The 19,750-nt window shown below is 42.7% G+C and carries 17 protein-coding genes; 8 read left to right on the top strand and 9 right to left on the bottom strand.

Going from position 1 to position 19,750, the window contains the following annotated elements; all coding sequences use genetic code 11:
- The first annotated feature begins 153 nt into the window (after positions 1-153).
- From Q0A12_RS08360 to Q0A12_RS08345, 4 genes are all read left to right on the top strand, one after another.
- Positions 154-1,218, top strand: a complete 1,065-nt coding sequence (locus Q0A12_RS08360) for an iron-containing alcohol dehydrogenase family protein (protein ID WP_291292198.1) — start codon at positions 154-156, stop codon at positions 1,216-1,218.
- A gap of 354 nt (positions 1,219-1,572) precedes the next feature.
- Positions 1,573-2,979 carry a TrkH family potassium uptake protein gene (locus tag Q0A12_RS08355; RefSeq protein WP_291292197.1) on the top strand — a complete coding sequence of 469 codons (1,407 nt, stop codon included), beginning with the start codon at positions 1,573-1,575 and terminating at the stop codon, positions 2,977-2,979.
- Positions 2,980-3,224: 245 nt separating this feature from the next.
- Positions 3,225-4,574, top strand: a complete 1,350-nt coding sequence (locus Q0A12_RS08350) for a Mur ligase family protein (protein WP_291292196.1) — start codon at positions 3,225-3,227, stop codon at positions 4,572-4,574.
- Positions 4,567-5,238: an adenosylcobyric acid synthase gene (locus Q0A12_RS08345; RefSeq protein ID WP_291292195.1), complete on the top strand. Its 672-nt coding sequence runs from the start codon at positions 4,567-4,569 to the stop codon at positions 5,236-5,238. Before Q0A12_RS08350 ends, Q0A12_RS08345 begins: the two co-directional genes overlap by 8 nt.
- A gap of 128 nt (positions 5,239-5,366) precedes the next feature.
- On the opposite strand, the gene Q0A12_RS08340 is transcribed toward Q0A12_RS08345, so the two are convergent.
- A complete protein-coding gene (locus Q0A12_RS08340) occupies positions 5,367-6,179 on the bottom strand; it encodes an endonuclease/exonuclease/phosphatase family protein (protein WP_291292194.1) in 813 nt (270 codons plus the stop codon).
- A 217-nt stretch (positions 6,180-6,396) separates the two neighbouring features.
- Complete coding sequence (locus tag Q0A12_RS08335) at positions 6,397-8,571, bottom strand: PTS transporter subunit IIBC (protein WP_291292193.1); 2,175 nt, start codon at positions 8,569-8,571, stop codon at positions 6,397-6,399.
- 252 nt (positions 8,572-8,823) lie between these two features.
- Between Q0A12_RS08335 and Q0A12_RS08330 the strand changes: the two genes are divergently transcribed.
- Both Q0A12_RS08330 and Q0A12_RS08325 read left to right on the top strand, forming a co-directional pair.
- Positions 8,824-11,088, top strand: coding sequence for a glycoside hydrolase family 65 protein (locus tag Q0A12_RS08330; RefSeq protein ID WP_291292192.1), 2,265 nt, complete (start codon positions 8,824-8,826; stop codon positions 11,086-11,088).
- A 114-nt stretch (positions 11,089-11,202) separates the two neighbouring features.
- Positions 11,203-12,222 carry a LacI family DNA-binding transcriptional regulator gene (locus Q0A12_RS08325; protein ID WP_291292191.1) on the top strand — a complete coding sequence of 340 codons (1,020 nt, stop codon included), beginning with the start codon at positions 11,203-11,205 and terminating at the stop codon, positions 12,220-12,222.
- A gap of 214 nt (positions 12,223-12,436) precedes the next feature.
- Here Q0A12_RS08325 and Q0A12_RS08320 read toward each other — a convergent pair whose 3' ends face one another.
- Both Q0A12_RS08320 and Q0A12_RS08315 read right to left on the bottom strand, forming a co-directional pair.
- The gene (locus Q0A12_RS08320) at positions 12,437-13,402 is read right to left on the bottom strand and encodes a ribose-phosphate diphosphokinase (protein ID WP_291292190.1); all 966 of its coding nucleotides are present in this window, start codon (positions 13,400-13,402) and stop codon (positions 12,437-12,439) included.
- Between the two features lie 72 nt (positions 13,403-13,474).
- On the bottom strand, positions 13,475-14,023 hold the full coding sequence (locus Q0A12_RS08315) for a C39 family peptidase (RefSeq protein ID WP_291292189.1): 549 nt from the start codon (positions 14,021-14,023) through the stop codon (positions 13,475-13,477).
- Positions 14,024-14,181: 158 nt separating this feature from the next.
- On the opposite strand from Q0A12_RS08315, the gene Q0A12_RS08310 reads away from it, so the two are divergent.
- Complete coding sequence (locus Q0A12_RS08310; RefSeq protein ID WP_291292188.1) at positions 14,182-16,074, top strand: M13-type metalloendopeptidase; 1,893 nt, start codon at positions 14,182-14,184, stop codon at positions 16,072-16,074.
- A 193-nt stretch (positions 16,075-16,267) separates the two neighbouring features.
- Here Q0A12_RS08310 and Q0A12_RS08305 read toward each other — a convergent pair whose 3' ends face one another.
- From Q0A12_RS08305 to Q0A12_RS08295, 3 genes are read right to left on the bottom strand one after another with little or no spacing between them, the layout of a single operon-like run.
- A complete protein-coding gene (locus tag Q0A12_RS08305; protein WP_291292187.1) occupies positions 16,268-16,567 on the bottom strand; it encodes a hypothetical protein in 300 nt (99 codons plus the stop codon).
- A gap of 15 nt (positions 16,568-16,582) precedes the next feature.
- Positions 16,583-17,128 carry an isochorismatase family cysteine hydrolase gene (locus tag Q0A12_RS08300; protein ID WP_291292186.1) on the bottom strand — a complete coding sequence of 182 codons (546 nt, stop codon included), beginning with the start codon at positions 17,126-17,128 and terminating at the stop codon, positions 16,583-16,585.
- A gap of 21 nt (positions 17,129-17,149) precedes the next feature.
- Positions 17,150-17,845, bottom strand: coding sequence for a 5'-methylthioadenosine/adenosylhomocysteine nucleosidase (locus Q0A12_RS08295; RefSeq protein WP_291292185.1), 696 nt, complete (start codon positions 17,843-17,845; stop codon positions 17,150-17,152).
- 91 nt (positions 17,846-17,936) lie between these two features.
- Between Q0A12_RS08295 and Q0A12_RS08290 the strand changes: the two genes are divergently transcribed.
- Positions 17,937-18,566, top strand: a complete 630-nt coding sequence (locus tag Q0A12_RS08290) for a class I SAM-dependent methyltransferase (protein WP_291292217.1) — start codon at positions 17,937-17,939, stop codon at positions 18,564-18,566.
- Between the two features lie 99 nt (positions 18,567-18,665).
- Here Q0A12_RS08290 and macP read toward each other — a convergent pair whose 3' ends face one another.
- Together macP and Q0A12_RS08280 are read right to left on the bottom strand one after the other, a co-directional pair.
- A complete protein-coding gene (gene macP, locus Q0A12_RS08285; RefSeq protein ID WP_291292184.1) occupies positions 18,666-18,962 on the bottom strand; it encodes a cell wall synthase accessory phosphoprotein MacP in 297 nt (98 codons plus the stop codon).
- Positions 18,955-19,533 carry an NUDIX hydrolase gene (locus tag Q0A12_RS08280; RefSeq protein WP_291292183.1) on the bottom strand — a complete coding sequence of 193 codons (579 nt, stop codon included), beginning with the start codon at positions 19,531-19,533 and terminating at the stop codon, positions 18,955-18,957. The genes macP and Q0A12_RS08280 overlap by 8 nt, the downstream gene beginning before the upstream one ends.
- Positions 19,534-19,750 lie beyond the last annotated feature (217 nt).

Below are 19,750 nucleotides of genomic sequence, written 5' to 3'. Positions count from 1 at the left end.
ATTCCATCTCTGAGCCCTCCAATTGTCCCCAAGAACTGACTGCAGTTTCTTGTCTTTGTCCCTCCTAATTCTCTCAAAGAACAATTGACAGCAAGCGCTATTCCGCGTTACACTAATTAGAAAATTCCGACGACTGCCAAGGAGTGTTGTGTTATGTTAGCCAATGAAGTTCGACCTGGACCAAACCGGTATATTACTGGGGAATCTGTGCTTTTGGATTTACCGGAATACCTCAATGAATTTAATGCTGTTTCTGTCATTACTGGAGAGCGTTCCTTTGACGTTTTTCAAGCTTATTATCCCCACCCGTTTGATTATCCCGTTTATCGCTATGACGGTTCCTCTAGCTATGAGAATGCGCAGGAGCTAGCAGATAAAATTAAGCATGCGGATGCAATCTTAGCGATTGGAGGCGGTCGTGTTGCAGATACCGCAAAAATCACCGCTGAACGATTGGGCGCAGAGCTGATCGTTATCCCTACATTGGTCTCCAACTGCGCGCCTTTCACACCGGTAATCGTTGCCTATTATCCAGACCATACGATCTGCAAAATCGATTATGCCAAAAAAGGCGCCTACATGACGATTGTCGACACTCGGTTCTTACTGGCAACACCAGTGGATTATTTCATCGCTGGCATTGCAGACACACTAGCAAAGTATTACGAGATGGAAGCGATTGTACGCACAATGGCAGAAGATGATAAAACTGCCCTCGTTCGTCTTGGTTTTCAAAGTGCAAAACTGATCAAGGAGCTTTTGATTGCTGATGCGATCCAAGCCGTCAGTGATTTAGAAGCCGGTCGCTTAACGCCTGCTTTTGCGCGAATTACAGATGCCATTATCGCTTTAGCAGGAGAAGTTGGCGGATTCGCTGTCGAATTCGGACGGACTTCTGGGGCCCACGCATTACATGATGGATTATCTTATTTGAGTGAAACCCATAGCGTTCTACACGGCAACAAAGTCGCCTACTGCATCTGGGTACAGCTTGCCTACACCAATGATTTTGCTGTGATTGAAGAACTGCGCCCCTTCTACGAAGCACTGCACTTACCGATGAAATTAAAAGACTTGCATGTCACTCGATTAGACCGGGACTATTTTGCACCTGTCTTGACCTACGCTGTAAAAGAAGAAGAAACCTTTATCTTGATTGACCCGATGATCACTCCGGAAAAAGTCTTTCGTGCCATTGAAGCTGTAGAAGCATTATAAAACATTCCTCTAAAACATCCGGTATTTTCCTGATTTTGTAGTTACCCCCAAAAGTTAGACCAAAAATCTAACTTTCGGGGGTCGCTTCATTTTGTTGGGAAATATCGGAGGTTTTATTCGTCAGTATCCGTATAGGAATCATTTACTTCTTTTTATACTTTTTCTCTCAGGATTGACAGAATCGTGACACCGGGAACAGCCTTTTCTTTGATGAGACTGGCGACCAGTTGAAAGCATCCTTTGGGTGACTGTCTCTAGTTTCCGTTTTCTGAGAATTTTGACATCTCGCTTTCTTTTTAAACTGCGGCGTTCTTTGGTATACTGTGGGTAATTTATTTAGTGAGGAGACCAGTTATGAATTTCACGCGCTTTGCTCGTTTGACACAACGTAGAAGTAAATTTTTTATTGCACAGAATGTGTCTTCGATCCAAGTGATCGTTTTTTACTATATTCTGATGACGATCATTTCCTTAGGCTTATTTTATCTGCCTTTTTTTCGTGAGCCTCACTCCCACGCTTCGTTCATCGATATGTTCTTTATGGCTGTCAGTACCGTCAGTGTGACCGGATTGACGACGTTTCCCATCGATGATGTCTTTAATGACCGTGGTGTGATCCTGCTTGAAGTTCTTTTTCAAGTCGGAGGTTTGGGGATCATGATGATCTCAACCTTTTTTGCCATCGTTTCCCGGAGAAAAATCTCCTTAAAGCAGCGACAGCTGATCATGACGGATATGAATCAGCCCAAACTAAGTGGGATCGTGCGAATGATTCGCATCACATTTACGATCATCCTGCTCTGCCAAGTCATTTCCGGTGCTATTTTTTCTATTTATTTTTATTTTAACGGCTATTATGACACGTGGAGTGGTGCCCTTTTTTATGGCTTTTACCAAGCTGTTTCAGCAGTCACCAACTCTGGATTTGATGTGACAGGCAATTCGATCCTGCCCTTTGCCCACGATTATTTCTTTTTGATCTGTATCATGTTTTTGATTTTTATCGGTGGAATTGGCTTTCCCGTCATTATGGATTTCCGGGAATGGGTCCTCTTCAAGCTGAAAAAAAATCGGCGACAACTGCCTTTTCGTTTTTCATTGTTTACAAAAATTGCGATGTTGGCATTTGTGATTTTGTTCATCGGTGGAACGATTGCGATCTTTTTCCTGGAAAAAGACCATCTATTCAAAGATTATGGCTTTACCAGCACTTGGATCAACAGTATGTTTTATTCTATGACTACCCGTAATGCGGGTTTGCAGATCCATGATCTAGGAAATTTCCAGACCACGACATTGATCGTTTTTTCCCTCCTAATGTTTATCGGTTGTAGTCCTAGTTCAGTTGGTGGTGGAATACGAACGACAACCATCGCCATCATCGGACTATATCTTTATGCCTTCTTAAAGAGTGAAGACAATATCAACATCTTTGGACGCCGGATCGATGAAGATGATGTCCGTAAGTCGGTGGTCGTCTTCATGTTGTCCTTGGGAATGTGCTTTTTCTGCGTACTTTTCTTGACGGCTACAGAGGACATCCCTTTGATTGCCATCATTGTGGAGGTCGCTTCTGCATTTGGGACCACCGGTCTGTCCTTAGGAATCACTGATGATCTCTCCAGCGTAGGTAAGTTAGTGATTGCCCTATTGATGTTCATTGGACGTGTCGGTATGCTTTACACATTGTTGTTGTTTGTACCAAAAGAAACCCGAGATTTGGGCTATGAGTACCCGACAGAAAAGATCATTATCGGTTAAAAGCTAGCAGATTTGCGTGATTGAGGAATTTGCGGGAGCAATCCTAGAGAAACGATCCTTGTTCCTCACTGAAGCGGCGGAGACATTTTGTTTGTAACGAATGTCTCTGCCTTTTTGGTACAATAAACGGAACTCTTTGCAGAAACTTAAAGAAATCGAAAAGCCGTTTAACCTTTTTTAGAACATATGGTATGATAAATTGAATTTAAACTAAAAAGACAATCATCTCGTTTGGAGGTTCAACTATGGGGTTAAGAAGTCAGCTGGCTGTCACAGTCGGTAAGACCTCTCAGTGGGTATTAAAAAACTTTTTTAAAGGCGGATCCAGTCTACCTGGGAAAATAGCATTAAAAATTGATCCGCATATTTTAGATCATTTAGCAAAAGATTACCAAGTTGTCGTTATCACTGGTACGAATGGAAAAACCTTGACCACTGCATTGACGGTGAATATTTTGCGGCAAGAATTTGATGATGTGCTGACAAATCCAACAGGTGCCAATATGGTCCAAGGAATCGTGTCTACCTTCTTATCTGCCAAATCGAAGGGCGGCAAAAAGTTTGCAGTACTAGAGATCGATGAAGCTAGTCTCAGCAAAGTAACGAAGTATATCAAACCCGAGCTATTTGTCTTCACAAATATTTTTCGTGATCAGATGGATCGTTATGGTGAAATCTATACAACCTATAAAATGATCGTTGAAGGGGCAGCCAATTCACCTACCGCAACCATTTTGTGCAATGGTGATTCTCCGTTATTCAATTCTGTCACAACAGTTAATCCGAGAAAATACTATGGTTTTGACCACTTGCCTGACCAAGAGCAAATGGCGCATTACAATACAGATGGCGTCCTTTGTCCGAAATGCCACCATATCTTACATTACCAAATGATCACTTACGCAAATCTAGGTAAATACTATTGTCCAAATTGCGACTTCAAACGTCCGGAACTAGACTATAAATTGACGGATATCACAGCCATGGACAATACTTCTGCTGATTTTGTCATCGACGGCAATTCTTATGGTATCGAAGTTGGTGGGATGTACAATGTCTATAACGCATTGGCAGCAACTGCTGTAGCGGAATATTATCAAGTAGCACCTGAAAAAATCAGAGCTGGATTGGCCTATGATGAAAAAGTTTTTGGCCGTCAAGAAATTATTTCTATCGATGGCAAAGAATGCACACTGGTGTTAGTCAAAAATCCGGTAGGACTGAATCAAGTCATCGATATGATCGGTCTGTCTCCTTATCCATTTTCTCTTGTCAGTCTCTTGAATGCCAATTATGCGGACGGTATTGATGTTAGCTGGATCTGGGACGGCAACCACGAAGCTTTCGCTGAAATGGCGATCCCACAAGTCATTGCCGGCGGAGACCGCCATCAAGACATGGCGTTGCGCTTAAAAGTAGCTGGGATCCCTGAAGAAAAGATCACCGAAACAAAAGACCTTGATGAAGTCATTAAAGATATCGCTGATCTACCAACTGAAAAAGTTTATATTCTGGCAACTTATACAGCTGTCTTGCAATTACGCAAAAAATTGGCAGAAAAAGGCTATATCAAAGGAGGGATGGATCGTGGCTAACTATCGCTTGAATGTTGCTCATCTTTACGGAAATTTATTGAACACTTACGGAGACAATGGCAATTTGCTGATGTTACGTTATGTAGCCGAAAAAATGGGTGTAGAATTCATTTCGGAAGTCGTCAGCATCCACGAACCCTTTGATCCGCAGAAGTATGACTTAGTCTTCTTTGGCGGCGGACAGGACTTTGAACAGCTGATCGTTTCTGAAGATATCCAAACAAAAAAAGAAGCATTGACGGAATACATCGAAAACGATGGAGTCATGCTGGCCATCTGTGGCGGCTATCAGTTGTTAGGTCATTACTACATGGGAGCTAACGGAGAGAAGATCAAAGGAATTAGTGCTTTGGATCACTACACATTAAGTCAAGAAAACAACCGCTTCATCGGTGATATCGTGATCCACAATGAAGAATTCGATGAGACCTATTACGGTTTTGAGAATCATAATGGCCGAACATTCCTCGGCAAAGGAGAAAAACCACTAGGGAAAGTCATTGAAGGCCAAGGAAACAATGGCGAAGATCAAACAGAAGGCGTAGTCTACCGCAATGTTTTTGGGTCCTATTTCCATGGACCATTACTTGCTCGCAATGAACATTTAGCCGAACGCTTGATTCGTACTGCTCTAAAAAATCGCTATGGTTCGATTGACATTTGATCAAAAAAAGGATGAAATCAGAAATTCATTTCTGGTTTCATCCTTTTTTGTTGATTGGCTACTCCGGAATCTCTAGTTGATTCAAGCGATGGTCAGCAAATAATCGGAGCCGGCTTCTCTATTCTTGGTTATTCAAAAACAACTCGGACACCAAAATGATCACTAACGATTGGCAACCGTTGGCCATCAAAAACCACTTCGTATTCGACTGGCTGTTCATTTTGTGAGGCAAAGACATAATCGATCCGTAGCGCCTCACGGTTGTCTTGCCAGCCATCGATTGCTTTTACCACAGAAGCTTCACCAATCGTCTTTGCTGCAGTAAGAAAACTATCCTGCACCTGCAATGAACTGTCCTTCACCAATTGATAGCCTAGGCTGTCGGCATCATTATTGAAATCCCCTAAAAGCAATAAGGATGCTGCACGCTCAGCTAAAAAAGCTTCCGTCTGCTGCCACTCATAAGCAAATTTACCTTCCTGCCACCAAGAAAAATGGCAGCTTAACACCTGAACCATTTTGCCGTCTACTTCTGTAAGACCGCTAAGGTTTTTGCGGGTGGTGTGATCCCAGACATCGCTAGTTTCAGAAGCCAAATACTCTTTGGCAATGATCGGGTTTTTGGATAGCAAGGCATTCCCCTCATGATAGATATCATAGCCTACATGACTGTAAGTCCATGACCAATAATAATCATGGTCCAAAATCTGTAGTTCTTCTACTAGACGTAATGCAAAATTGTCTTCTTTAATTTCAAGGATTGCATCCGTTGGACAATACAGTCCATCTGGAACGATCGTTTCAGCGGCAATCGATTGGTTGACTTCTTGCAACGCAATCAAATCATATTCCCCCGCGGCGATTTCTTGTGCGATCACTTTTAATTTTTCTTCTTGATTGTCTTCTAACCAGCTATGGGTATTCAACGTCAAAACCTTCATGAATAACGCTCCTCTGCGTTTGATTGTCTTCTTTCAAAATGTAGCTAAAAGAAAGGTACTGTGCCATAAGTATAAACCAGACGAAACTATCCGCAAGGGCTGAGTTGGCTGTGTTTCTCGTAACATTGCAACGAGGACCTACCAGACTGCAGGAACACACTTACTTTCGGATATTCGGTTTGGTAAAACACTGATGACACAGCACCTAGTCATTTTATTATAGTTTGACGATTCCAACAACTACTGTTGCTTTTTGCTGACCGGATTGAGTCAATTCAAAGGAATCGATTTGATCGGTATTCGTCATTGCTACAACGATTGTCGTATCCTTACCTGCTTCTTTGACAGCTGCAAGATCCATTTCAGCCAATTGATCACCTTTAGCAACTTTTTGTCCTTCAGTGACAGCAACCGTAAATGGAGCCCCTTGAAGTGCCACCGTATCTAAGCCCATATGAACCAACACTTCGACCCCTTCATCTGACAGCAAGCCAATCGCATGTTTCGTAGGAAAAACACTGGTCACTTTCCCGGAAATCGGTGAATACACCTGCGTGTTATCGGGAATCACACCAAAGCCATCCCCCATCATTTTCTCTGCAAAGACTGGGTCGTTGACAGCCGTGATTGGAATCACTTGTCCATCGGCCACAGAAGCAACCTCAACCGTTATCCCTTTACTTTCATGTTTCTTAGCGCTAACAACTTCTTCTACTATAACTGCTTCAGGAATTGCTGCACCGGAATCTAAAAGATCTTGAATATCTGATTTAAGGACATCGGCTTTAGGACCATATACCGCCTGGACCCCGTTATCTTTTACAATCAGTCCTAACGCACCGGCGCCTTTCCAAGATTTTTCATCTCCTACTGAGCTAGGATCTTTGACGGAGACCCGTAGTCGCGTCATACAAGCGTCCACATCACTGATGTTTTCGCGTCCCCCTAACAGTTGAATAATCTTAACAACTTGTGAGTTTGGATCTAACGTTCCATCGGAAGCTGTTGTTCCTACGGTATCCTCAGCGCCGTCTACTTCATAGTTGCCATTGCGCCCTGGTGTTGCAAAGTTGAATTTTTTGATTAAGAAGTTAGCTAAGAAATACATACCGACTCCAAACGCAATCGTTACTAACACAAAATTGATCAAGTCCTGACCCAGACCGGCATTGATCGCCATGGGTGTACGAGTCAACAGCTCGATATTCCCGAAGGAATGGACCCGCAAATGTACGATATCTGCCATAGCAAATGCTGCCCCTTGAACGACGGCATACACGATATATAACGGCACAGCCGCAAACATAAACATGAATTCCAACGGTTCTGTTACACCTGTCAAGAAGACTGCAACGGCTGCAGATAAATACATTGACGTATATTTATGACGCTTATCAGCGTCAACATTGCGGTACATAGCATAAGAAAGTCCCATTAAAATACCAGAAGAACCAATCATTTGTCCGACTTTGAAACGTGCCGGCACAAAATTTTCCATTAAGAATTGATATTGTGACGTATCCCCTGCATTTCGCATATTTACTAAGTCTGTTGCCCAAGCCAGCCACAAAGGATCTTGACCGAAAACTTGAGTTCCTGCTTGTGCACCGGATAAGATCGTGTAGGTGCCGCCCAATTCGGTATAGTTGATTGGAATGGTCAACATATGATGCAAGCCAAAAGGCAATAGTAATCGTTCCAATGTTCCAAATAAAAATGGCGCTAAAATCGGTGCACTTTCCTGTGATTGTGCGATCCATAAACCAAAATTATTGATTCCTGCTTGAATGTAAGGCCAAACAATCGCCAAAACGATTGAAACAACTACCGAGCGAGCAATAACTACAAATGGAACGAAGCGCTTTCCATTAAAAAATGAGAGTGCGTCGGGAAGTTTCCGAAAGTTATAGTATTTATTATAAGCAGTCGCACCGACGAATCCGGCGATGATCCCTACAAAGACACCCATGTTCAATGCTGGGGCTTCTAAGACACTCGTAAAGAAGCCGTCCACCATGATTTTCGTACCGAACAATGTATGAGTAAACGCGCCTTTTTCTGTCAGCATGGCACTTGTCACACCGAAAATCGAACCTGTGATCCGATTGATCAAAACAAAGGCGATCCCAGCAGCAAATGCCCCGCCTGCTCGTTCTTTCGCCCAACTTCCACCAATAGCTAATGCAAATAATAAATGCAGATTTCCAATAATTGCCCAACCAATATTTTCGATCACACCACCGGTCGTTGCTAAAAAGGCCCAATCGGCATTGATCATGGGGATCGTCTTCCCAATACTAATCATCAGTCCTGCGGCAGGCATAACAGCTACTACAACCATTAAGGCTTTTCCGAATTTCTGCCAAAATTCAAAGCTGAATAATTTCTTCATTCTTTTCTTCCTCCTCCACCGTTTTACGCAATCGGTTTCTTAATAACCACATTGTAGCGGAGATTGAAAATTTTGTAAACCGAGAAATTTCAATTTATAATCTCCGCAGTCACTAATTTATAAAAATGCGCAAAAACAGCCCACTGTCACCCTTTCACCTAAAAAAGCAGAGAAAGCAATGATTTACGCTTGACTAACGCAATCGTTTGCATTTATTATAGACTTATCAAAAAGATTTTGGAGGAGAAACCTATGAAAAAAATCCAGCGTTTATTCGATATCGATCCTTGGAAAATCGCTACTACCACCTTAGATAAAGAAAATCGTCGACTGCAAGAGTCGCTTACAAGTATTGGCAATGGTTACATGGGGATGCGGGGAAACTTTGAAGAACAATACAGTGGTGATCATCATCTAGGTACCTATCTGGCTGGTGTCTGGTACCCAGACAAGACTCGCGTTGGCTGGTGGAAAAATGGTTATCCGGATTATTTTGGAAAAGTGATCAATGCAGTCAACTTCATTGCTATGGATCTATTCATCAATAATCAAGCGGTTGACCTTGCAAAAGTCAGTCCAAGTGATTTTTATATGGAATTAGATATGCAAACGGGAATTTTACGGCGGACATTTACGGTGACCTTAGCTGGCGCCACGGTTAAATTTACTTTTGAACGCTTTTTAAGCATCGTTAAGCGAGAACTCGCAGTGATTACGATGAATGCCGAGATTCTTGAAGGATCAGCAGAAATCAAGGTTCTTTCGAAGTTGGACAACAATGTCCGTAATGAAGACAGCAATTATGAAGAACGTTTCTGGGAAGAATTAGACCATGGCAGCACGGACAGCTATCGTTATCTGACGACCCGCACAGTCGAAAACAACTTTGACATCGAGCAATTTACGGTCACTGCTGCGATGCGGCATAGTCAAGAACCTGAAACTACCGAAACTAGTCAATTAGCCATTTCAGATGCCTTTACCTTCACAGGGGAAGCAGGAGCTGTCTTCCACTTGCAAAAAGAAGTGATCATTGTCACCAGTCGCGATGTCACTCCTCACGACCAAGTGACAAAAGTCGCAGAGCTTTTCCAAATATACCGTGCACCTTATGAAGAGTTACGGCAAGAACAAGTCGATGCGTGGAAAGACCGCTGGGCATTAGCTGATGTTATCATTGAAGGCGATGCTGCTGCACAACAAGGAATTCGTTTCAATTTATTCCAACTTTTCTCGACCTACTATGGCGAAGATGAGCGTTTAAATATCGGACCAAAAGGTTTTACTGGTGAAAAATACGGTGGCGCTACTTATTGGGATACCGAAGCCTATGCGGTCCCGCTTTATCTAGCATTGGCAAAACCTGAAATCACTCGTAATTTGTTGAAATATCGTCACAATCAATTGCCGCAAGCACATATCAATGCGCAAAAACAAGGCTTGGCTGGCGCACTGTATCCTATGGTGACATTTACAGGAATCGAGTGCCACAATGAATGGGAAATCACTTTTGAAGAGATTCATCGAAATGGTGCCATTGCTTATGCCATCTATAACTATACGAATTACACTGGCGATACGAGTTATCTGAAAAAAGAAGGATTGGAAGTATTGACGGGCATCGCTCGTTTCTGGGCAGATCGTGTCCACTACTCCAAACACCAGCAAAAATATATGATCCATGGCGTGACAGGACCCAATGAATATGAAAATAATGTCAACAACAACTGGTATACCAATAAAATTGCGACATGGGTCCTCGATTATACCTTGCAAAGCTATAAAAAATATGCAGCAGAAGCAATTGTGAAGATCTCAGAAACAGAACAAGCCCGGTGGCAGGATATCATTGACAAGATGTACTTCCCAGAGGATAAAGACCTCGGTATTTTCGTTCAGCACGATACCTTCTTGGACAAAGATTTGATGCCGGTCACTGAGTTGGATCCGGAATATTTGCCATTGAATCAGAACTGGTCATGGGATCATATCTTGCGCTCATGTTTCATCAAACAAGCAGATGTCTTACAGGGAATCTATTTCTTTGGGGATCAGTTTACAGAAGAGGAAAAACGGAACAACTTCAACTTCTATGAGCCAATGACCGTTCATGAATCTTCCCTATCTCCGAGTATTCATGCCATCTTAGCAGCTGAGCTAGGAATGGAGGAAAAAGCCTTGGAAATGTACGAACGAACGGCTCGTCTAGATTTGGACAACTACAATAATGATACAGATGATGGGTTGCATATCACTTCCATGACTGGCAGCTGGTTGGCGATCGTTCAAGGGTTTGCCCAAATGAAGACCGATCATGCCCATCTAGGTTTTGCACCATTTCTACCGAAGACTTGGAACAGTTACGCATTCCATATCAATTACCGAGGACGCTTATTGTTCATTTCTGTCAAAGAAGACACGGTCACATTGAAAAAAATCAGTGGCGAACCACTGACAGTTCAACTTTATGGCAAAAATCACTTGTTGGAAGAAGAAGTCTCAGTCGCTATCGCTTAAGTGGCCCTCTGGAACAGAGAAAGAAGAAATGCCTGCATTTCTTCTTTCTCTTCTTTCCATCTACCAAAATAAGACCACTTTATGATACTATAAGCTAAAAAAGGAGGGAAAACAGTGAGCGTAACTGTCAAAGATGTTGCCAAAAAAGCCGGCGTGGCTACTTCAACTGTTTCTCGGGTGGTAAACAATCATCCTAGTATCTCTGAAGAAACAAAGAAGAAAGTCCGTAAAATCATGGCTGAAATGGGCTATGTACCCAATCTAGCTGCTCGAAATCTAGGCAAACAGATTTCAAGTGCGATTGGCGTTATCCTACCACCTTTGGACTCGAAGGAACGGCTAGGAAACCCTTTTTATTTAGAAACCATCGAAGCCATCAACGAAGAAGCTCGCCACCACCAAATGACGGTTGCGGTTGCCTCTGCCCGTGATTTTGAGACCTTATTGAAAAACGTGGAACGGATGCACCTTCAAAAACAAGTGGATGGCTTTATCTTAGTCTATTCCGATGAAAAAGATCCGATCATTGATTATTTGGTGCGCAAGAAAGTTCCTTTCACATTGATTGGCCATCCTTACAGCAATGAAGAAAACATTGTGTTTGTAGATAACGACAACCAAATGCTGGGAAAACAAGCCACAGAATACCTGATTTCCCAAGGTCATTCTAAAATATTGTTCGCTACCAATACGACCCACGAAAATTTGTATTTTGAACGCTTCTTTGGTTATCAAAAAGCGATGATGTTAGCCAATCTCCCTTTTTACCCTGCATTGACATTTGAAAAGGCTGAAGACTATGTCAATTTTGAGACCATGATCAAAGAAACAAAGGCGACAGCAATCGTAGTGATCGATGATCTTTTTGCTGTTCGTATCATCCAACTTGCCACGATGTTTGGCTACAAAGTTCCGGATGATCTATCTGTGATCAGCTTCAATAACTCGATTTTTGCTACATTGACTCATCCTTATTTGACAAGCATTGATATCAATGTCTTGTCACTTGGAAAAATCGCTACAGAAAGCTTGATGGCGCAACTCAATCATGAAGGATCCAACGCCGTTCAGCTTGTAGTGCCCCATAAATTGATCAAACGCGAAACGGTCTTGAACCTGAATGATTTAGCTTAAGGCTGCTTAAAGAGTTAACAGCGTTATTGTTCTGGCAGCAAATACCGCTATGATGGTCTCAGGCAACCGTCCTTTCATGAAACGACGGTTGCCCTCACCGGCATTGGCTGCCGAAAGAGATTTTCATTGGGAAAACTCGTTTGTTCCGTCTGCATCAATGGTTCAAAAAAAAATAGCAGTTAGAAAGTCCGCAAGAAACGGACTTTCTAACTGCTTATTTGTAATCTTTGCTTTCTAACCGAAACAATGGACTCATCGGTGTATTTTCATGGATACGTTTAACTGCCTCTCCCATTAACTCTGCACAAGAAAGATAAGACAAACGCTCTGGGTGTCGTTCTTCAGCAGTCCAGCAAGAATCTGTGACACAAATGTTTTCGATAACAGATTGATCAAGAATCTCTTTGGCTGGTGGTGACAATAAAGCATGAGAGACACAGGCGTAAATCTCACTAGCACCCGCTTCTTTTAACAAATCTGCCGCCTTGGACAATGTTTTGCCTGTATTCAAAATGTCATCTACTAAGATACATTTTTTGCCAGCGACATCTCCGATCACATAGCCTCCCTCTGCCTCATCTTGATCAACGATGGCAATGGCCGTGTCTAGGTATTCGGCTAAGCTGCGGGTCCGCTGAACACCGCTATTTTTGGGCGAGACAACGACATATTCGTCTCCGATCATTTTTTTCTCGCGATAATGATGCGCGAAAAGCGGAATCGTGAATAAATTGTCGACAGGAATATCAAAGAAACCTTGAACCTGTACAGCATGTAAATCCAATGTCAAGATTCGTGTTGCGCCAGCTTCCACTAACATATTGGCAATCAATTTTGCCGTGATCGGTTCATGAGGATTGGCCGTTCGGTCTTGTCTTGCATACGCATAGTATGGCAAAACGATGTTGATGGTTTTCGCACTTGCACGTTTCATGGCATCGATCATGATCAGCAATTCAAGATAGTGATCATTAACGGGTTCGTTGGTTGATTGAATGATAAAAATATGATCGCCACGAACACTTTCCTCAATATTGATCGCGATCTCTCCATCACTAAATTGTGTTACTTTTGACTTTCCTAACTCTGTACCGAAAACTTTTGCAATTTTCTCGGCTAACGGTTTGTTGCCGTTCAAACTGAAAATTTTCAATGAACTATCTTTATAACTTTCGCCCATGTTTTCCTCCAAGTGAAGTGAATTGTTTCTTTTATTCTAGCACATTATAGGAGCTTTTTTCATTAAATTAATTTAAGGCAATGAGATGGTCCCATTGATCCAGCTGGCTGGGATCACTTTATTGTAGTTTCCCCAATTGTCATGCACTTTTAAATACCGGCCAGCTTCTGTTTCCAAATAAGCGTAGGCAACGACCCAATGATTGCCATAGGTACTACCTAGAGGCTTCAACAAACCAACAATCACTGGTTTTCCTTGATCGATCCGTTTGCAAGCTCGGTGCCAACCACCGACAACAGTAGCCCGTCCCCGATAAGGTTGATCAAAATGAGTAAAAAAGCGGGAGAGTCCATGCGCCACCTGCCAAGCAATCGTTGGCAATCCATTGGGTTGGATCAAAAGTCGCAGCATCTCTGCCAATGCCCCCGGCTGCAGCTGATTTTTTCTTCTCACCGTTTTAGGGATGATCTGCTCATCGATATAATCTTGATAATAAGCCAGAAACACGGTTGCCGCATAGGTTCCGCACAAATAGCCGGAAGGTGTCACCCAACCTTTGTAACGTCGGAAGCGTTCCTCTGGTATACCTTGCCAGTTGTCTGCCTTCTCAATTCCTTCCATCACCCATTCCTCCTCATCATACTATACTCTAATAGTACCACGGAGATCCGTTAGTTCCGACAATAAGAAACGATTCGGTTAAGAAAAAAATAAACTTTTTTTGCGTACTTGAAAATTTTGTTCCATAATAGGAGAAAGCATGAAAAGGAGCGAAGCATATGACAACTTTATTAAAAGATGATTTTTACGATTATGTGAATGGCGATTGGTTGGAATCAGCGGTGATCCCTGCAGATAAACCAGCAACTGGTGGTTTTCAAGATTTGGTAGACGGGATCGAGCAATTAATGATGGCTGAATTTAAGAATATGGCCGCAGATCCTTTAGCAACACCTAAAGGAAAAATGAAAGATGCAGTTGCTTTTTATCGCTTAGCCAGCGATTTTACTACTCGTGATGAAAGCGCTGGTCAAGAAGTATTGCCGATTTTGGCAAAAATCGAAGCTCTTGCGTCTTATGACGAATTAAATGCACAGTTACCTGCATTCATCCTTGACGGCATCCAACTACCATTTGCCTTTGATATCGACTCCGATATGAAGAATGCCAAAATGAATACACTGTTGGCCTATCCGCCAGCAACGATCTTGCCGGATAAAACGTATTATACGGACCATCCGCAAGCAGAAGAGCTGCTGCAAGTTTTCTTTGACAATGCCGTTGCGCTCTTGAGAAAATTAGGAAAATCACAGTCCGAAGCAGAGTCATTGGTCGAACAAACCCTCGCTTTTGATAAATTGATCGCTCCTCATGTCCGCAGTGCGGAAGAAAATGCCGATTACAGCAAAAACTACAATCCGCAAAGCCTAGAAACCTTTGCACAACATTCAGCGCAGCTGGACTTCAAAAAGACACTAACTGCTTTATTAAAGGCCGAGCCAGAAGAGCTGATCGTAACTGAACCTGAGTACTTTGCAGCGTTTGACATCATTGTCTCTCCAACCCACTTTGACTTGTTGAAAAGCTGGATGATCGTGAATCAAAGTTTACGCTACACGGGGTACCTTAGTGAAGAACTACGGCAACTCGGCGGGGCCTACAATCGGCATCTTTCTGGCGTTGATGAAGCAATGCCGAAAGAAAAAGCCGCTTATTACCTGACGATCGGACAATTTAGTCAAGTCGTCGGTGCTTACTATGGCCGCAAGTATTTTGGTGAAAAAGCCAAAAACGATGTCAAGCATATGGTAGAAACCATGATTGGCGTCTATCAAGATCGTTTGACGAACAATACATGGCTCAGTGAACAAACCAAGCAAAAAGCCATCGTTAAATTAAATAAACTGGGGATCCATGTCGGTTACCCAGATAAAATCCCAGCTATCTATGATCAGCTGCAAACAGATCCTGATGCATCATTGTTACAAAATGCGCTGCGTTTTGGCCGTATTTTCCGAGAGGATCTTTTTAGCAAATGGCAAACACCCGTCGACCGTGATGAATGGGAAATGTCCGCAGCAACAGTCAATGCCTATTACCACCCTTTCAAAAATGTGATCGTCTTCCCTGCAGCGATTTTACAAGCACCTTTTTATAGTCTGTCTCAATCCGCAAGCGCCAATTACGGTGGGATCGGTGCCGTGATCGCTCATGAGATTTCTCATGCCTTCGATAATAATGGCGCCAAATTTGACGAATTTGGCAATCTGAACAATTGGTGGACAGCAGAGGATCTAGCTCATTTTGAGACATTGGCGCAAGAAATGATCAATGAATTCGATGGCTTGTCCTTTGCCGGCGGTACGGTCAATGGAACGCTAACTGTATCGGAAAATATTGCCGATGCTGGTGGTTTAAGCTGTGCACTAGAAGCAGCCGAAAAAGAAGCTGACGTATCACTAGAAGATTTCTTTATCAACTGGGCAAAAATCTGGCGCACAAAAGCGAAAGAACAATACCAACAATTGCTGTTGGCAGTTGATGTCCATGGTCCTGCAAAATTACGGGCCAACATCCAACTCCAAAATATTGACTCCTTTTTCACGACATTCGATATCAAACCTGGAGATGGTATGTACCGTGCCCCTGAAGACCGCGTGCGCATCTGGTAAAACACCGGTTGACTGATCCGCTCTTTGGCAGCGTGTACGAATGAAAACTGAGTGGTTCCACCTCTTTTAGCAAAAATGGGGCACTGATTAAAAGAGGTCTCTCAAGCAGAAATCCGACCCCTTCTTACAAAACCAGACAGAAACCGACCTCCCACAATTAGCAAAAGCCGCTAACTTTGGGAGGTCGGTCGTTTTATTTTTCCAGTGCTTTTTTGGCCATTTCGATTAGAGAGTCAAACTGGGAATGCTCTTTTACGACTTGGTCCGCATGTTGTCGATTGGTTCTATCCTTCATAAAATCAATGAATTGATTTTTGTCTTGAATCCCCAATTTTGTCATAAATGCTGCCATATTATCAAAATCTGTATACTTCTGCATAAATTCGTCATTCAAAATCGCGGCAACATCTAGTTCACCACTTTTATAGGACTGATACAATCCCGTTAATTCACTAAAACTAAACTGTTCTTTTAATTGATCCATAAATCCCATTTCAGTCATCTCCTTTTAGAGAATAGTCGCCCCTAGTGTTTGTTCAAAGTGACGCAGTGCCCAATCATGACCGATGGGGTCGAAACTTGCGACAGCATCTCTGAAAACAAACAACCGATAGCCAAGGTTATAGGCATCCACGGCTGTATGCAGCACACAAATATCGGTACAGACACCGGTCAAATAAATATCGGTAATGCCTCGTTCCCGCAAGCGAATATCAAGGTCCGTTCCGCTGAATGCCGAGTAATGGCGCTTATCGATCCAATACACATTTTCTTGCGCTTGATGAGTATCATACAGTGAAGCTAACGTTCCATAAAGATTCCGGCCAGTTGACCCTGCCAGATTATGGGGCGGAAACAGTCGATTTTCCGGATGATAAGCGTCCGCTGCATCATGGCGATCAATTGCAAAGACGACAAAATCCTCTTGGTCGATGAAGCGTTGCGTTTGCGCTACTAAGGCTGTTTCAATCGCTTGCCCCGCCGCTCCCGTCGTCAACCGTCCATTGTCAGCAACAAAATCAACTGTATAATCAATTGAGAGCAGTGCTTTCATTTACGATCTCCTCCATTTTTGCTATTTCAGTCTTTTCACAAAAGCGAGTACCATTTCTGCTGAACGCTTGCCAGCTTCCACAATGAATTCATCAAAGGAAACCGTTGCGGCATGATCCGCTGTATCGCTGATGGCTCTTACAACAAGGAAAGGGATATTGAATTGCTTCGCTGTTTGAGCGATCGCAGCGCCTTCCATCTCGCAAGCCAATGCGTCTGGAAAATGTTCAAGGATCTCATGTACTTTTTGTCCGTCATTGATGAAGCTGTCTCCAGTCACGATCAAGCCATTTTTCACCTGGTGATTCGTTGCTTGTGCGGCTTTGGTCATTTCACTGATCAAGTAGCGACTGGCCTCGAAGTACAACGGCATCCCCCCTGGAAGCTGGCCATACGTATACCCAAATCCAGTGACATCAACATCGAAATAAGCCAGCTTTTCTGAGATCACAAGATCGCCGACAGCTAATCCAGCACCGATTCCCCCAGCAGATCCGGTATTGATCACCATATTGACGCCATACTGTTGAATCAGCAAACTTGTCGTCAGTGAAGCGGCAACTTTCCCAATTCCAGATCGAACAACGATCACTTCATGATTGCCGATACTGCCGGAAATAAATAAAGCTCCAGCTCGCTCCCAAGATAAGGGAGCCTCTAATGCTTCCCGCAACATCTTGATTTCTTCCTCCATTGCGCCGATAATACCAATTTTCATCCTGTAGCCTCCTGATGATCTCATACGTTACTTAATCAAAGATCCTTTTCTTTTTATGATAAACTAGTTTTAATCAAAGGAACAGTTTTTTATCAAACCCTTAAGGAGGTTTTTCAAGTCTGAAATTTTTAATCATATGGCCAACCATTATGATACACCCCCAAGAATTGCTCTAGCGGAAAAGCTTACTGCAGCAGTAAGACCTCAATTGAAAAATAGCCGCCAACAAACACTGATTGATTACGGTGGCGGAACAGGTCTTGTTAGTCTGCCGTTAGCCCCTTTAGTCCAGCAACTACAGATTTGGGATACCGCAGAAAGAATGCTGGCGATTGTTGAAGAGAAGATCACTCAGCAAGGGCTGACCAATGTTTCTGGTTCGCTTCATGATTTAACCAAGGAATCGATTCATGAAGAAGCAGATATAGTCCTATTGTCACTGGTCATGCTTCACATTCCTGATACACAGCACTTGCTACAACAACTGTATCAGTTGCTAAAACCCGGTGGACGTTTGCTGATCGTTGATTTTAATAAAAACCACTCCGTCTCACATCCTAAAGTACACAATGGATTTGAGCAGGATACGTTGCTTCAGCTAGCAGAAGCAGCAGGTTTTGATTCAGTGAGTTATGAAACGTTTTTTGAAGGCCCACAGTTGTTTATGAGGCAAGATGCCTCGCTTTTTCTCTATAGTGCTGCTAAGCCATCCCAGCCATAAAACAAAAGAACCAGCAGGCTGAGCGCTGATGCTCTGCGTGCTGGTTTTTGAGTAGATACATGCGCTGATCAACGGATTAAACCCGATTAATCGTGTTCCTTAAAGCAAAAAGATTGCTAATGCAACCACAATCAGCAGCAACGCCACCACCACGATCGCCTTGATCAAAAAGGTATTCAAGTTGCGGGACTTTTGATTTTCTTCTGTTCTGGTTTTAGTGATTGCTTTATTTTTTTTACGGACTTTCCGATAATGATTGTCGATTTGTTTTTCCTTTTGCTTCCACTCTTTGTTTGCTTGCTTAGCAACGATCTTTTGATTTCGCTCGGAAGCAGCCAGTTCTTCTTCACGACGTCGACGCAATTCGGAGCGGGTGATCAGTGGTTCTTTAGGCACGGCTGTTCCTCCGTTTCAATTCTAACAGTTCCCAAAACTGAATAGCAAAAATCGTTTTTGCATCACAGATCGTTCCCTCTGCAATGGCTGCTTTGGCTTCTTCCATTGTCAATTCATAGACTTCCAATACTTCATCCTCATCTTGAGGCAGCGGGTTCTCTACTTTTCTTAATTGTTTCGCGTGAAACAAATGCAAGACTTCATTGGCAAAACCTGGAGAAAGATACATTGAATTCACGTGTTCCATCTCCCCTGCTTGATAACCGGTCTCTTCCTCAAGCTCACGGGCTCCAGTCAATTCTGGCTGTGCACCTTCACCTGGATCGATCTTTCCTGCAGGAATCTCCAAGATCACTTTTTCTAAAGGCTTACGAAACTGGCGGACAAAGACCATTTTGTCTTCTTCTGTAATAGCGATCACGGCAACACCCCCTGGATGAAAAACCAATTCACGCTTACTAGTCCCTCCATTAGGTAATGCAACATCATCGACAACGACATCAATAATCTTTCCGTGAAAAATTTCTTTTCTTGAAATTGTTTTTTCTTCAAAATCTTTATAGGTTAACATTTTTCCACCTGACCTTTATCTAACGTCTTTTCTACAAAATACTTTAGCATAGTTTCGCCAAAATATCTTCTTAAGAAAGAACAAGAAAGATTATGATTTTACTAAATATCAGAAAATCCACCCCAAGTCTGATATTTTTCTACTAAGTAACATGCTAAAATAAGGATGTCGAACAATCCCCATATTACTTGTCCAAAGAATTTTAGGAGGAGGAAAA

The sequence above is a fragment of the Enterococcus sp. genome, from assembly GCF_022711995.1.
Lineage (GTDB): Bacteria > Bacillota > Bacilli > Lactobacillales > Enterococcaceae > Enterococcus_D.
This window is presented reverse-complemented; position numbering and strand designations above follow the sequence as displayed.